This window comes from Streptomyces albicerus (assembly GCF_008905045.1).
GTDB lineage: Bacteria > Actinomycetota > Actinomycetes > Streptomycetales > Streptomycetaceae > Streptomyces > Streptomyces albicerus.
Genome location: NZ_VWMY01000076.1, coordinates 30,673 through 44,858, shown reverse-complemented (window position 1 = coordinate 44,858; position 14,186 = coordinate 30,673). Strand labels below are relative to the sequence as shown.

Annotated in this window: 14 protein-coding genes and 1 pseudogene; 6 read left to right on the top strand and 9 right to left on the bottom strand. The window is 68.9% G+C overall.

Annotation, left to right across the window (positions count from 1 at the left end; genetic code table 11):
• Positions 1 to 415: 415 nt before the first annotated feature.
• Positions 416 to 2,131 (top strand): MFS transporter, encoded by a 1,716-nt coding sequence (locus tag GAS53_RS45170; RefSeq protein ID WP_151483602.1) that lies wholly within the window; start codon positions 416 to 418, stop codon positions 2,129 to 2,131.
• 420 nt (positions 2,132 to 2,551) lie between these two features.
• On the opposite strand, the gene GAS53_RS45165 is transcribed toward GAS53_RS45170, so the two are convergent.
• Positions 2,552 to 3,175 carry a TetR/AcrR family transcriptional regulator gene (locus GAS53_RS45165; RefSeq protein WP_151483601.1) on the bottom strand — a complete coding sequence of 208 codons (624 nt, stop codon included), beginning with the start codon at positions 3,173 to 3,175 and terminating at the stop codon, positions 2,552 to 2,554.
• A 319-nt stretch (positions 3,176 to 3,494) separates the two neighbouring features.
• Here GAS53_RS45165 and GAS53_RS55680 point away from each other — a divergent pair, with 319 nt between their 5' ends.
• The gene (locus GAS53_RS55680; RefSeq protein ID WP_192583565.1) at positions 3,495 to 3,677 is read left to right on the top strand and encodes a hypothetical protein; all 183 of its coding nucleotides are present in this window, start codon (positions 3,495 to 3,497) and stop codon (positions 3,675 to 3,677) included.
• A 75-nt stretch (positions 3,678 to 3,752) separates the two neighbouring features.
• On the opposite strand, the gene GAS53_RS57160 is transcribed toward GAS53_RS55680, so the two are convergent.
• The 3 genes and pseudogenes from GAS53_RS57160 to GAS53_RS45150 all read right to left on the bottom strand — a co-directional run bounded on the left by GAS53_RS57160 (position 3,753) and on the right by GAS53_RS45150 (position 5,888).
• On the bottom strand, positions 3,753 to 4,247 hold the full coding sequence (locus GAS53_RS57160; RefSeq protein WP_263974229.1) for an NAD(P)/FAD-dependent oxidoreductase: 495 nt from the start codon (positions 4,245 to 4,247) through the stop codon (positions 3,753 to 3,755).
• 9 nt (positions 4,248 to 4,256) lie between these two features.
• Positions 4,257 to 5,211, bottom strand: a pseudogene (locus tag GAS53_RS45155) (NAD(P)/FAD-dependent oxidoreductase); the annotation flags it as partial.
• Complete coding sequence (locus tag GAS53_RS45150) at positions 5,208 to 5,888, bottom strand: arsenate-mycothiol transferase ArsC (protein WP_151483600.1); 681 nt, start codon at positions 5,886 to 5,888, stop codon at positions 5,208 to 5,210. The gene GAS53_RS45150 and the pseudogene GAS53_RS45155, both read right to left, overlap by 4 nt.
• A 167-nt stretch (positions 5,889 to 6,055) precedes the next feature.
• Here GAS53_RS45150 and GAS53_RS45145 point away from each other — a divergent pair, with 167 nt between their 5' ends.
• Positions 6,056 to 6,427: an ArsR/SmtB family transcription factor gene (locus GAS53_RS45145; protein ID WP_151483599.1), complete on the top strand. Its 372-nt coding sequence runs from the start codon at positions 6,056 to 6,058 to the stop codon at positions 6,425 to 6,427.
• Positions 6,428 to 6,563: 136 nt separating this feature from the next.
• On the opposite strand, the gene GAS53_RS45140 is transcribed toward GAS53_RS45145, so the two are convergent.
• The 3 genes from GAS53_RS45140 to GAS53_RS45130 form a co-directional block, all read right to left on the bottom strand.
• Positions 6,564 to 8,108, bottom strand: a complete 1,545-nt coding sequence (locus tag GAS53_RS45140) for a substrate-binding domain-containing protein (protein WP_151483598.1) — start codon at positions 8,106 to 8,108, stop codon at positions 6,564 to 6,566.
• Positions 8,109 to 8,372: 264 nt separating this feature from the next.
• The gene (gene trxB / locus GAS53_RS45135; protein WP_151483597.1) at positions 8,373 to 9,380 is read right to left on the bottom strand and encodes a thioredoxin-disulfide reductase; all 1,008 of its coding nucleotides are present in this window, start codon (positions 9,378 to 9,380) and stop codon (positions 8,373 to 8,375) included.
• The gene (locus tag GAS53_RS45130) at positions 9,377 to 9,790 is read right to left on the bottom strand and encodes an arsenate reductase ArsC (protein ID WP_151483596.1); all 414 of its coding nucleotides are present in this window, start codon (positions 9,788 to 9,790) and stop codon (positions 9,377 to 9,379) included. Before GAS53_RS45130 ends, trxB begins: the two co-directional genes overlap by 4 nt.
• Positions 9,791 to 9,881: 91 nt before the next feature.
• On the opposite strand from GAS53_RS45130, the gene GAS53_RS45125 reads away from it, so the two are divergent.
• The 3 genes from GAS53_RS45125 (at position 9,882) to GAS53_RS45115 (ending at position 12,587) form a co-directional block, all read left to right on the top strand.
• Positions 9,882 to 10,196 carry an ArsR/SmtB family transcription factor gene (locus GAS53_RS45125; protein ID WP_151483595.1) on the top strand — a complete coding sequence of 105 codons (315 nt, stop codon included), beginning with the start codon at positions 9,882 to 9,884 and terminating at the stop codon, positions 10,194 to 10,196.
• Positions 10,193 to 11,299, top strand: coding sequence for an ACR3 family arsenite efflux transporter (gene arsB / locus GAS53_RS45120; RefSeq protein ID WP_151483594.1), 1,107 nt, complete (start codon positions 10,193 to 10,195; stop codon positions 11,297 to 11,299). The genes GAS53_RS45125 and arsB overlap by 4 nt, the downstream gene beginning before the upstream one ends.
• Before the next feature lie 196 nt (positions 11,300 to 11,495).
• Entirely contained in the window at positions 11,496 to 12,587 is a 1,092-nt protein-coding gene (locus tag GAS53_RS45115) for an ArsO family NAD(P)H-dependent flavin-containing monooxygenase (RefSeq protein WP_151483593.1), read from the top strand.
• On the opposite strand, the gene GAS53_RS45110 is transcribed toward GAS53_RS45115, so the two are convergent.
• Both GAS53_RS45110 and GAS53_RS45105 read right to left on the bottom strand, forming a co-directional pair.
• Entirely contained in the window at positions 12,554 to 13,282 is a 729-nt protein-coding gene (locus tag GAS53_RS45110) for a polyamine aminopropyltransferase (protein WP_151483592.1), read from the bottom strand. The genes GAS53_RS45115 and GAS53_RS45110 overlap by 34 nt on opposite strands.
• A 100-nt stretch (positions 13,283 to 13,382) precedes the next feature.
• Positions 13,383 to 14,186, bottom strand: an 804-nt coding sequence (locus GAS53_RS45105; RefSeq protein ID WP_151483606.1) for a ribonuclease J, incomplete at its 5' end; no start/stop codon positions are given.

Here is a 14,186-nt window from a genome sequence, read left to right as displayed (position 1 = left end):
CGCAACTACCTGGCATTTCTCGGACTCGCCGCAGCCCTGTGCTGTTACAAGAGACTCGTCCGCCTCACCACGTAGGACACGGTCTTAGGTCGAGGTGTGCGCGGATGGCTGTGCTCCGCCAGCGGTGGCATAGCCGCCGCCTTCCTCTCGCCATCTGGCATTCGCCGATCCGTCCCCGCAGTCCGATCGCGGGTGTCCGTGGCGCGCGTCGTCGGCGCATTGATCCTGGGCGCCCAGGCGACCAGCCGCTGTGCGACTCATCTCTCAACGGCTACGCGAACCAGACTCGATCCTTTGACTTTGTCGAGTGATAAAGTCTGTCGAACGGAAGGCGCCACATGCCTTTCGGTTCGTGCACCCGCCCCTGTCCGCAGGGGGATTGCGCGGACCCCTTGGCGGAAGGACGGACCTGGCCATGCGTGTATTCATGAACGAACCGGTCGAGGGGATGGACCGGCCCTACGCCCGGCGCTGGTGGGCTCTGCTGGTGCTCTGTCTGAGCTTGTTGATGATCGTGATGGCCAACACTGCTCTCACGGTCGCGGCTCCCTCCATGACCCAGGACCTCGGCCTGACCAGTACGGATCTGCAGTGGGTCATCGACGGCTACACCATCCCCTACGCCGCCCTGATGCTGTTGTTCGCTGCGATCGGCGACAAGTACAGCCGACGTGGCGCGCTCGTTCTCGGGCTCGTCCTGTTCGGCGGGGGAGCGATAGGGGGTTCACTGGTCGACAGCGGGGTGGGGGTCATCGCGGCCCGTGCCGTCATGGGTGTCGGCGCGGCGCTCATCATGCCCGCCACGCTCTCTCTCCTCGCCGCGACCTTCCCGCGCGCCGAGCGGACCAAGGCGATCACCTTGTGGTCGGGCACCGCCGGTATCGCCATCGCCGCCGGACCGCTGTTCGCGGGCATGCTGCTGGAGAGCTTCAGCTGGCAGTCCACCTTCCTGATCAACGTTCCCGTGACCGCCCTCGCCATCGTCGGCGCCTTCGTCCTGGTACCGCCGTCCAAGGCCACGCACAGCCCACGGATCGACTACGTCGGCGGCCTGCTGTCGGTGGTGTGGATCGCCGCACTGGTCTTCACGCTCATCGAGGCCCCGCACGGCTGGGACGCCAAGACGGTCACGGCTACGGTCGTCACGGTCGCGGGGCTCGTGGCGTTCGTCCTGTGGGAGCTGCACCACCCGCACCCCCTCCTCAACCTGCGCCACTTCGCGAGCCGCGCGTTCACGGGTGCCAACATCGCCGTCGTACTGTTCCTCCTCGCGATCTTCGGCGCCTTCTACTACGTCACCCAGCACCTCCAGTTCGTCCTGGAATACAACGCGTTGGAGACCGGCCTGCGCATGCTGCCGCTCGCCGGCGCGGTCTTCGCAGGCTCCGTGCTGACCGGCTACCTCACCCCGCACTTCGGCCAGAAGGTGACCATCGTCGCGGGCATGGTCGGCGGCGCGGCGGCACTCGCGCTGCTCACCCAGATCGACAAGGCGTCGTCGTACGGCGATTTCGTGGCACCCCTCATCACTCTCGGGCTCGCGATGGGCCTGGCGCTCGCGCCCTGCACGGACGCGATCATGGGCACCTTCCCGGAGGAGGAACTGGGCGTGGGCAGCGCGGTCAACGACACCTCGCAGGAGCTGGGCGGGGCGATCGGCATCGCCATCCTCGGTTCGCTGCTGTCGACCTCGTACTCGTCGGGCCTGTCGGACGCAACCGCGGGCAGCGGACTCCCCGCCGACGCACTGAGCCAGGCACAGGACTCGGTCGCCGCCGGGTACGGGGTCGCCCAGGGCATCGGCGACCAGGCACGGCAGCTCGCCGAACAGGCGGCGCAGGTGACCGACCCGCAGCAGGCCGCGCAGCTCCAGGAGCAGGCCGGCCAACTCGCCGACGGCGCTCACCGGATGGCGGACGCGGTCGGCTCGTCCTTCGCGGAAGCGGTGGCTCACACCAGCCTGGTGGGCGCGGCGATCCTGGGAGTGGGGGCGGTGTCGGTGGCCTTCTTGCTCCCCGGCAAGGACCGTACTGCGGCGGCAGGAGCGGAGAGTGATTCCGAGTCCGGGGAAGGGACCAGGGCTTCGGCCGCCCTGGAGAAGGAGCCCGAGTTCACGGGACCGAATCCATGATTCCCGTGGCAACAGCGTGAGCGCCTGACCGCTTGCTCATGCGCCGTTTGCCGAGGCGGGATGTCTCTCCCGCTCGACCTGGGCGACCACCGTGTCAGTGTCTTTGGCCGCCCAGGCATTCTCAGCACGACACAACCAGGCGGGCCACGATCGCGGACACGCTCAGACGCCTGTGCGTAGAGGCGACATTGTCAATCGAGAATGTCGAGTGTGTGGTGCTGGTGATCGTTTCGTCATAACCGCCTACGCCAAGCCGTTCTGGCTGGCCGAGAGATCGGACGCAGCCGCCGGGCGTGCGTGCGAACATCCGTATCTCGCTGCCTCACCTGAGCATCTTGATCCGCTCAGAGGTGCTCAACCCGGGCAACTGGCAAACGAGTTCGGGCGCACTCGGACCCGTACGAGTGCGCCCGACCGCTGTCAGCTCGAAGGTACGGACACCAGATCCAGGCGGCCGCCGGCCATCGCCACCACGGCAGACACGAACGCTTGGAGGCAGGCGTGCTCGGCCTCCTCGTCGGGGTGCGAGAGGCGTTGCATCGTCAGCCCGTCGAAGCCGGCGAGGAAGAACCGCGCAATCGTCTCCGCAGGCTGGGCAAGGGGCAGACCGGTGCGCTCGGCTGCCTCGGCCACCAGCCTCGCCGTCACCTCGGTCACGCTCCGGTTGTGACTTTCAAGAGCCTCGCTCAGGGCGGGGGAGCGCAGCGCGAACATGGTCAGCTCCATGAGGAGCTGATGACTGGCGGGCTGCTCGCGGACCGTCCGCCACAGGGCGGCAGCCAGCGTGCCAACCGTCTCCTCGAACCCGGCTCCGGCCGGCGCTGCCCCCTCGACCTGCGCGATCAGATCCTGTTTGAGCTGCTCCATGACGGCGCGGTACAGGCCTTCCTTCGTACCGAAGGTGTAGTGCACCGTGGCCTGGGCCACTCCCAGCTCGGCGGCGATGGCACGAGTGCTTCCCGCCGCGACCCCTTCCCTCGCCATGTAGTCGATGGCCGCTTTGATCAGCTGAGGGCGGCGCTCGGCCGCGGGAACGTGAGCCATGGCTGCATGATACCGACTGAGTCCCCTGACCCAGTCGGCGCGACCGCCAGGAGAGGAAAACGCAGTGACCTGCCGTTCAGCGGGAACTGACCTGCGCGGGGTTGCCGCCCTGCCCCGACCGGGCCGGCCGGGGCCTCGACCCGGCCGTCGCCATCGCCTTCGTGGCCCGGCCCTACCGGACCGGGGAGATCCTCCCGCTGCTCAAGGCCGGTCACAGGGAGGAGCCGACCGGTCCGCTGGTGGTCGGTGACATCGAGCTTGATGCGGCGGGCTTTCACGTCTATGTACGCGGCCGTTCGCTGCAGTTGCCCGTCCGTGAATGCTCTGCCATCGCAAGCCGTGGTACTCGGCGAAGGTTCGCGTCCGTTTCCTGCCCACAGGCCAGGCCCGGTGGCTGACCATCACCACCGACCCGAGGACTCTGATGGAGATCATCGCCGCGGGCTCCCTGGCCGAGGCCCGGACCCTGATCTCCCTGTGCCCCACCGACGCCGACCCTTGAACGCGGGTACGCGTCGACAGACTCCGGCCGACGGGCTGCATGGCGGTGCCACGCGTCGCCGGTTCATTTCAGAGCCTACTTACGCCCGTGCTCACGTACCCATGCTTGGGTCGCCAACTGCACCGCGTCCCAAGGGGATCCCAGCGGGGGCGTGTAGGAGAGGTCGAGGTCGCTGACGGCGTCCACGGTCATGCCGTGGAACAGTGCGGTCGCGTACGTGTCGACCCGCTTGGAGATCTCTGCGGTGCGCCGCCCGACGAGTTGGGCGCCCAACAGCAGCCCGCTGCCGCGGTCTCCGGTGATGCGGGTGGCGATCGGGGTGGCACCCGGGTAGTACGCCTTGTGGTCGTCGGGGTTGCTGGAAGTCGTCACCGGCATCCAACTCCGGCCCGCCGCAAGGGCTTCGTGCTCGCGCAGCCCGGTGCGTGCGGCAACCAGGTCGAAGACCTTCACCACCTGCGTGCCCAGACTCCCGGCGAAGCGCCGGTCGCCGCCGAGTGCGTTCTCGCCCGCGACCCGGCCCTGCTTGTGCGCGGTGGTGCCCAGCGGCAGCCAGGTCGTGCCGAGCATGCGGTGGTGGGTGACGACGCAGTCCCCGGCGGCGTACACGCCGGGCAGTGACGTACGCATCCGCTCGTCGACCACGATCGCGCCACGGAAGCCGAGTTCGGCGCCCGCCTCGGCGGCGAGGGCGGTGTCGGGACGTACACCGACCACGACCAGGACGAGGTCCGTCTCGCGGGTCAGGGGGCTGCCGTCCGCGCCGGTGGCCTCCACGCGGAGGCGGTCGCCGGTCTCGCGGAAGATGCCCTTGACGGTCGTGCCGGTCAGCATCGACGCCGTGGGCGACGAGCTCGGTCCGTACCAGCGCGCCGAGTTCGGCGTCGACGGTCGGCAGGACCTCGGGCAGTGCCTCGATCTGCGTGACGGAGATCCCGCGCGTGGTCAGCGCCTCGGCCATCTCCAGGCCGATGTAACCGGCCCCGATGATCACGGCGTTGACGGGCTGCCGCTCGTCGAGGCTGCGCTCCAGCTCGAAGGTGTCGCCCATACTGTGCAGCAGATGCACTCCCTGCTTGGGGCCCAGAGCGCCCAGGCCCTCGATGGGCGGCAGGACGCTGACCGCGCCGGTCCCGACCACCAGGGCGTCGTAGGGCAGTTGCTCGGTGTGCCCGTCCGCATCCCGTACCGTCAGCCGCTTGCCGGCCGGATCGATGTGCGTGGCGCGGGTGTTGATGCGTACGTCCATGCCGGTGGCCGCCAGGTCCTCGGCGGTGCGGTGGGCGAGGTTGCTCCAGTGCGTGACCTCGCCGGAGACGTAGTAAGGGATGCCGCAGATCGAGAAGTTGGGGTAGGCGTCGGCCACTACGACGGTGACCTCGCTGTCCGGGTCGAGTTCGCGGGCCCGCAGGGCGGCACTGATACCGGCGTCACTGCCGCCGACGGCGATCACACGGGTCACGGAAGGGCCTCCTGGGAATGGCGATCTGCGCGTCGATGACGCTACGTATCGCCCCTCACCTGGACAACTCATGTCCGGGGAAGACCTGTCGGCAACAGTTCACGCGCCAGTACGTCGATACGGGTGGCGAGCCGGTCCCGTACCGCCCGTGCGCTCTCGATGTCCAGCCCGCCCAGGTCCGGCAGATTCCAGTCCAGGTAGCGGTGCCCGGGCCGGACGGGGCAGGCATCGCCGCAGCCCAGCGTGACGATGACGTCGGCGGCCGTGACGACCTCGGCGGTCAGCGGCCTGGGGAACTCGTCGTCCGCGTCCAGGCCCTGCTCCGCGAGCAGCTGCAGCACCACCGGGGCGATCTCCGTGCCCGGCGCGGAACCGGCGGTCAGGACGCGGATCCCCTTGCCCGCCCGGTGCCGCATCAGGGCGGCCGCCAGCTGCGAGCGGCCCGCGTTCTCCGTACACACGAACAGCACCTCGGGCACCGGCTTCGGAGACAGCCCCATGCCACGGGCGAGCGCACCTAGCCGCTGGTCGGCGAACCGCTCGACCAGGACCGGGAGATGGTGCGCAACACTCGCTTTCGCCGACAGCAGCCAGGAGCACTCCTCGACATAGTTCTCGACCGTCTCCCGTGAGAAGGACCTGCAGTGCTGGGCGGCCAGCCGCAGGATGATGCGTTCGAGTACGGGGTTGATGTCCCGCAGAGACGGAGCGGACCGACGGCCTCCGCCGGGAGGGTTTTGCTCGTTCATGGTGCAGCTCCTCCGCAGGGGGTCCCGATTCCTGCCCCCGGCCATGCATCATAGGTAGCTGTCTATTTCTTGCATAGCCTGCAACCAAAGTGAACGGTGAGTGAACGAGCTGTTCGCGGGGTCTTCGAACGCCCACGAGGCACTCGAACGGCCCTTATGGTGAATAGATGGCTATCACTGAATTGGGTGCCGCGGAGGTAGCGGACGAGACGAAGGCCGATACCTGTTCCCCCGGCCTGGCGTGCCTGCTCATCGAGCGGGACGAGGCCGAGCGACTCGCCGTCATGCTCAAGGCCATCGCCGACCCCACGCGGCTGCAGATATTCCGGATCATCGAGCGCGCACCTGCCGGCGAGGCATGTGTGTGCGATCTCGCCGACTGCCTGGGCTTCCGGCAGCCGACCGTCAGCCACCACCTGAAGATCATGACCGAGGCGGGACTCCTGAACCGCGAACGCCGCGGCACCTGGTCCTGGTACTCGGTGAACCACGACGGTCTGAACAGGGTGCGCGCGATCCTCGAACCCTCTATCGCCTGATGCCTCTTCACTCACTCGCGTAAGGGCGTCGCGAACTTCCGTCAGGGCAGACGCGAGGCCGATCAGTTTCCCCGCGTCCGGCATCGCGGCGGACGGCAGAAAACCGCTCCACCGGGGTGTGGCCGTGGCCCAGGAGTCACTGCCACTTCCCGCCGCAGAGCCGCAGGCCCTCCGGGGCGAAACACGGGAAATGGCCCTGGTCGCGGATGACGTCCTGCCCTGCGCCGCGGCTCAGGTAGTTGACGAAGCTGGCGGCGAGCGAGTCGGCGGCAGGGCGACCGTAGGTGTAGACGTACTCGATCTCCCGGTACGGGTATCCGCTGGTGCCGATGGTCTCGACGGTCGCGGCCTGTCCGTCGATGCGCAGCGAGTGCAGGCCCTTCACGGCGGAGGCGGCCCGGGGCTCGCTGTAGCCGATCGCGCCGGGCAACCGCCCCACCGTGCTCAACACCTGTGCTGTGCTGTCCAGTTCGCAGCGGGTGACCGTGGCATTGGCATCGTCCTTGGTGCGGCAGTCCCGCGAGGAGTTGGCGGGCTCGTTGCGTCCCAGAACCTGCCGCTGGAAGACCTCACGGGTGCCGGAGTTGGCGTCACGGCTGACCAGGAGGATGGGCAGGTTGGGCCCGCCGAGATCCTGCCAGTTGCGGATCTCGCCCCGGTAGATCTTCCGTACCTCGTCGAGGGTCAGATCCTTCACCGCGACCCGGTCGTTCACCACCAGGGTGAAGACGGAGACCGCGACGGGGTTCTCCTCGAGCTCCGGGTAGCCGTTCGGCTTGGGGCCGTCGGAGAAGGCGACGAGGGACGGTGAGCCGCCGGGCGAGGCCGACTCGGCGCCCGCCGCGTCGAGCGCCCGGACCCCGGCGGTACTGCCGTGTGGTTCCACCACGATGTCCGAACCGGGGCATGCCTTCTCATAGCTCTCGCCCAGCTTCTCCGCCGCCGGGGCGAAGGCGGTGGATCCGGTGACGGTCAGGGTTCCCTTGGCGCAGCCGATGGGTGGTGGCACGTCGTCGTTGCGTATGACGATGATGGACGCGAGGGTGATGATGCACGCGGTGAACAGAATCGTGATCAGACGGGCCGGGCGGCTGAAGAGCGGCGGCTTGTCGTCCGCGGTCATACCCCGGTTGGGCTTCACCTCGCCGTCCCGGAGGCCGCCGGTCACCGTCACCTCGCAGCCGACCCCGCCGCCGGTCAGCAGCGCCAGCACCTTGAAGTGGTGGCCCTTGTTGAGCGGAACCTTCGGGAGGAACAAGGTGTCGCCCTCGTGGCGCAGACCCGCGACCGGAGTGAAGTGGTCCATCAGATGGGCGGTGTCCGAGGGCTGGGTGATGGCGATGCCCCGGATGGTGCGGCCGGTGAAGACGGCGGTGAGGCCGTGGCGCTCACGGCTGGTGTAGTCGTCGTAGACGATGCCGAGGGAGCCGTCGTTCTCGATGCGCAGCAGGACGAGGGTGGCGTCGGACAGGTCGGAGAACTCGTTGAACAGGCCGAGCCGTACGTTGGCCCGTCCGCCGTTGCGGGCGTCGCTGCCGATCGGAGTGTCCATCTGGACGCGAAAGCCGATGTGTCTGCGGCGTGGAACCCGGCGCTCGTACCAGACGACGGCGACGGACGCCGCGAGGCCGAGTACCGCCGTGCCCACCGCCACCAGGTTCTCGGCGTTCAGCCATTCCACGAGTTCGCCCCCGCACCCTCGCCCGTCGTAAGCGCCATACGTGCGTCTGCTGTATGTGCCATACGTGTGTCCGCACACCGTATGGAGCGGGGGCGCGTGCGCCGGGCGCTTTCGCCGTACCGTCGGCGTCAGTCCGACAGATGTTCGCCTGGGGTTCGTGGGGTTCTCGGATTTCAGCCTGCGACACAGCCTGAGATGCGCGAATGCCCCCGTCCCCAGGGGATCGATAGGGGGACGGGAGCGTGGGCCAGGACCGCGGATCGCTCAGACGACGGCCGGGGTCTTCTCCGGCTCCGCGGGCGCCGTGTCGGCGAGTGCGGCGAGGTATCGCTCGGCGTCCAGGGCGGCCGCGCAGCCGCTGGCGGCGGCGGTGATGGCCTGGCGGTAGGTGTGGTCGACGACGTCGCCGGCGCCGAAGACGCCCGGGATGTTCGTACGGGTCGAGGGCGACTCGACCTTCAGATAGCCCGCCTCGTCCAAGTCCAGCTGACCGGTGAAGAGTTCGGTGCGCGGGTCGTGGCCGATCGCGATGAACAGGCCCGTCACGTCCAGGTCGCGGGTCTTGCCGGTGAAGACATCCCGGAGCGCGACCCCGGCGAGCTTGCTGTCTGCTTCCTTGATCTCGGCGATCTCGCTGTCGAAGGCGAAGGAGATCTTGTCGTCGGCGAAGGCGCGGTTCTGCATGACCTGGGAGGCGCGCAGGGTGGAGCGGCGGTGGACGACGGTGACGGAGCGGGCGAAGCGGGTGAGGAACGTGGCTTCCTCCATCGCCGTGTCGCCGCCGCCGACGACCACGATGTCGCGGTCGCGGAAGAAGAAGCCGTCGCAGGTGGCGCACCAGGAGACGCCCCGGCCGGAGAGTTCGTCCTCGCGCGGCAGGCCGAGCTTGCGGTAGCCGGAGCCGGTCGCGACGATCACTGCGCGCGCCCGGTGGATGGTCCCGGCCGTGTCGGTGACGGTCTTGATGTCCCCGGTCAGGTCGACCTCGACGATGTCGTCGTCGATCATCTCGGCGCCGAAGCGCTCGGCCTGGGCCCGCATGTTCTCCATGAGGACCGGGCCGTCGATGCCCTGCGGGAAGCCCGGGAAGTTCTCGACCTCTGTGGTCGTGGTCAGCGCGCCGCCGACGAAGATGGCGCCGCCGAAGACGAGCGGCTTGAGCTCGGCGCGGGCAGCGTAGAGGGCGGCGGTGTATCCGGCAGGCCCGGAACCTATGACGATGACGTTGCGGATCTCGTCCGAGGTCTCGCCGGTCTCGTGGGTCTCACTCATGCCGTCTTCTCCGGGGCGATCTCCTTGATGAGGCCCTCGATCAGGGTCTTGATCTCGTCGCGGATCGGGCGTACGGCCTCGACGCCCTGGCCCGCCGGGTCCTCCAGCTGCCAGTCCAGGTAGCGCTTGCCGGGGAAGACGGGGCAGGTGTCGCCGCAGCCCATGGTGATGCAGACATCCGACTCCTTGACCGCGTCCACGGTCAGCATCTTCGGCACTTCGGCGGAGATGTCGATGCCGACCTCGCGCATGGCCTCCACGGCGGCCGGGTTCACGGCGGCGCCCGGGTTGGAGCCCGCCGAACGGACCTCGACGCGGTCTCCGGCCAGGTGGGTCAGCCACGCGGCGGCCATCTGGGAGCGGCCGGCGTTGTGGACACAGACGAAGAGCACGGAGGGCTTGTCGGACATCAGGAGGTCTCTCTTGTCTCGCGACGGCTCAGGCCCGATTGATATCAGCACCCGGTGGCATCATCGGCCACTGATGTGACAGTATCAGCCCATGATGACGTCAGCCAACACTGAACTGATGCGGGTTCTGGCCGACCCGCTCAGGCTTCAGATCGTGACCCTGCTCGCCCACGAGACCCTGTGCGCCAGCCACCTCGTGGCGGAGACGGGCGCGCGGCAGACGAATGTCTCCAACCATCTGAAGGTGCTGCGCGAGGCGAACGTCGTGGAGACCGAGCCCTGCGGCCGTTTCACGTACTACAAGCTCCACCCCGAGGTGCTGGACGCCCTGGCCGGCATGTTCGGCGAGCTGGCCGACACCGCGCGTACGACCATCGAGACCGACCGAAAGAGAGCCTGTCCGTGACCCCCACCGAAGCACCCGCGACGACCGAGGAGTCCTCGGTCGTCGCGAAGCTGTCGACGCTCGACCGCTTCCTCGCGGTGTGGATCCTCGCCGCCATGGCCCTCGGCCTCGGCCTCGGCCGCCTCATCCCCGGCCTGAACGACGCCCTCGCCAAGGTCGAGATCGGCGGCATCTCGCTGCCCATCGCCGTCGGCCTGCTGATCATGATGTATCCGGTCCTGGCCAAGGTCCGCTACGACAAGCTCGACGCGGTCACCGGCGACCGCAAGCTGATGGTCTCGTCGCTCGTCATCAACTGGGTCGTCGGCCCGGCCGTGATGTTCGCGCTGGCGTGGATCTTCCTGCCGGACCTGCCCGAGTACCGCGTCGGGCTGATCATCGTCGGGCTCGCCCGCTGCATCGCCATGGTGATCATCTGGAACGACCTCGCCTGCGGTGACCGTGAGGCGGCCGCCGTGCTCGTGGCGTTGAACTCGGTCTTCCAGGTGCTGGCGTTCGGCCTGCTGGGCTGGTTCTACCTGGACCTGCTGCCCGGCTGGCTGGGTCTCGGTGAGGGCGAGCAGCTCGACATCTCCATGTGGAAGATCGCGCTGAATGTCGTCATCTTCCTCGGCGTCCCGCTGCTGGCCGGGTTCCTCACCCGCCGGTTCGGCGAGCAGAAGCTGGGCCGGGAGCGGTACGAGTCCGACTTCCTCCCGAAGATCGGCCCTTGGGCCCTGTACGGGCTGCTCTTCACGATCGTCATCCTCTTCGCCCTGCAGGGGAAGACGATCACCTCGCAGCCGCTGGACGTGGCACGGATCGCGCTGCCGCTGCTGGTCTACTTCGCCGTCATGTGGTTCGGCACGTTCGCGCTCGGCAAGGTCATCGGCCTGGCGTACGACCGCACCGCGACCCTCGCGTTCACGGCGGCCGGCAACAACTTCGAGCTGGCCATCGCGGTCGCCATCGGCACGTTCGGTGTGACCTCCGGGCAGGCCCTGTCCGGTGTCGTCGGCCCGCTCATCGAGGTGCCGGTTCTGGTCGCGCTGGTGTACGTGTCACTGGCCTGGCGCAAGAAGTTCACCCCGTCCGAACTGGCCACCGCGGAGGGAGCCCGCTGATGCAGCGCCTCGACAGCCGCACGCAGGGAGCGACCAGCACGGCCGTCGGTGTCTGCCACGACTGCGGCGCCGCAGTCTGTGAGGAGCATGCTCGCGTGGTCGTGAACGAGGTCCGTCGTGGGTCGATGCTCGCTGCTCCATACCGAGCCCCGGCCCGTATGGTGCGATGCCCCTTGTGTGCGGCGGCGCGGGCGGCATGACGCAGCACGCTGATGTGGTGGTGATCGGCGGCGGCCAGGCCGGGGTCGCCGCCGGTTACCATCTGCGCCGCCTCGGCCTGGACTTCGTCATCCTCGACGCCCAGGCCGAGCCGGGCGGCGCGTGGCAGCACACCTGGGACTCACTCCATCTCTTCTCCCCGGCCGCGTACTCCTCGCTGCCGGGGCGCCCCATGCCGGTACAGGAGGGTGAGGTCTATCCGGACGCGCAGCATGTCGTGGAGTACCTCACCGAGTACGAGAAGCGGTACGAGCTAGCCATCCACCGGCCCGTACGCGTCCTCGGCGTACACCGGGACCGTGAATTCCTGCGTGTGGAGACGGACTCCGATGCTTGGCGTGCGCGGGCTGTCATCAGTTCCACCGGCACTTGGTGGCGTCCCTTCCTGCCCGCCGTCCCCGGGCGGGCGGACTTCCGAGGTCGCCAGTTGCACACCGTGGAGTACCGCGGCCCGAGCGACTTCGCCGGGCAGAAGGTCATCGTCGTCGGCGGTGGCAACTCCGGTGCTCAGATCGCCGCCGACCTGGCGTACGACACCGAGCTGACCTGGGTCACCCAGCGCCCGCCGCGCTTCTTGGCCGACGACATCGACGGGCGGGCGTTGTTCGACGCGGCGACCGCCCGCCGCCGGGCCCTCGACGAGGGCGGCACCGACACCGGCGGAGTGGCGTCCCTGGGTGACATCGTCGCCGTACCGCCCGTGCGCGAGGCCCGCGACGCGGGGCTCCTGAAGGCGTCACCCATGTTCGTACGCCTCACCCGCGACGGCGTCGCCTGGGCCGACGGCACCCGGGCCGAGGCGGACGCGGTCATCTGGTGCACCGGCTTTCGTCCCGCCCTCTCGCACCTCGCACCCTTGGGACTGCGCGGCCCACGCGGCCACATCCCCACGGCCGGGACACGCTCCGTGGACGAGCCACGCCTGCACCTGCTCGGCTACGGCGACTGGACCGGCCCCGCCTCAGCCACCCTGATCGGCGTCGGCCGCCCGGCCCGCGACGCGGCTCGCGACATCGCCGAACTCCTCCGACGCTCCTACGGCGTGGCCGGTGCTGTGCCGGCCACATAGACGGTGTTGGTCGAGGTACCGCCCTGCAGTGGGTTGTCGAAGTCGACGACATGGGCCGCGGCCTGTGCGAAGACGTCCGTGAGTACGGAGGCGAACTGCTCGTCGGGCGGGTCGTTCGACCACAGGGCGAACACCCCGCCGGGGTGGAGGTGTTCGGCAAGAGCGCGGAGCCCGGCGGGCTGGTAGAGGGCTGCGTGGCGTGGGTGGAGGACCTGGCGCGGTGAGTGGTCGACGTCCAGCAGGATGGCGTGGAAGCGGCGGCCCGGCTCCCGTGGGTCCAGACCGCGGGGGTCGGCGGCCAGTGCGAAGAAGTCGCCGTGCACTAGGCGGCAGCGGGCGTCCGAGGTCAGCTGGGCCCCGAGGGGCACCAGGTGCCGCTGATGCCAGTCGATGACTTCGGCGAGCGCGTCGATGACGGTCAGCGAGCGCACCCGGGGGTCCTCAAGCGCCGCCTGGGCGGTGTACCCGAGCCCGAGTCCGCCGACGGCCACGTCCAGTTCGGTGTCCGGCAGTTTCGCCAGTGCGAGTTCCGTGAGTGCGATCTCGCCGGTGGTGAAGAGGCTGGACATCAGGAACTCGTCGCCGAGCTTCACCTCGTACACATCGTCGCCCGAGACCGGGTGGCGGCGCCGGCGCAGACTGATCTCACCGATCGGCGTCGGTTGCCAGTCGATCTCCTCGAAGCGCAGGCTCATCGTTCACCTTTCTGACGTTCGTGGACGCACGGGTGCTGTTGCCGGCGTGCGACGCATGCTCCGCCCCGGCGCGGGAGCGGGGAGCTGGGCGGCGGCCCGGTCAGGCGTCGATGATGACGGGGATGATCAACGGCCTGCGTCGGTGGGTGCGGAACGCCCAGTTGGCCACGGCGCGGGCGATGAGCTGTTCGAGCTGGTGGGCATCGCCGACGCCCTCCTGCGCGGCGGCGGCCAGGGCCTTCTCGATGACGGGGATGACCGGCTCGAAGGTGGTGTCGTCGTGGACGAAGCCCCGGGCCAGGAAGTCGGGGGCCTCGGCCAAGGCGCCGGTGTCGGCGTCGACGATAGCCACGACCGTGACGACGCCCTCCTCGGCGAGGGTGACGCGGTCCTTGAGGGACGCCTCCGTGGCGCCGCCGACTTCCATGCCCTCCACGTAGACGTTGCCCGCGGGCACCTTGCCGGTGATGGAGGCGCGGCCGTCGACGAGGTCGACGACGACACCGTCCTCGGCGATGACGACCCGCTCGGGGTCGACGCCGGTACGGATGGCAAGGTCGGCGTTGGCCCGCAGGTGACGGAACTCGCCGTGCACGGGCATGACGTTGCGGGGTCGGACGATGTTGTAGCAGTAGACGAGTTCCCCGGCGCTGGCGTGTCCGGAGACGTGCACCTTGGCGTTGCCCTTGTGGACGACGTTGGCACCCCACCGGGTCAGGCCGTTGATCACCCGGTAGATGGCGTTCTCGTTGCCGGGGATGAGGGAGCTGGCGAGCAGGACGGTGTCGCCCTTGCCGATACGGATCGTATGGTCCCGATTGGCCATCCGGGACAGGGCGGCCATCGGCTCGCCCTGGGAGCCCGTGCACACCAAGGTGATCCGGTGGTCGGGGAGCTTCTCCAG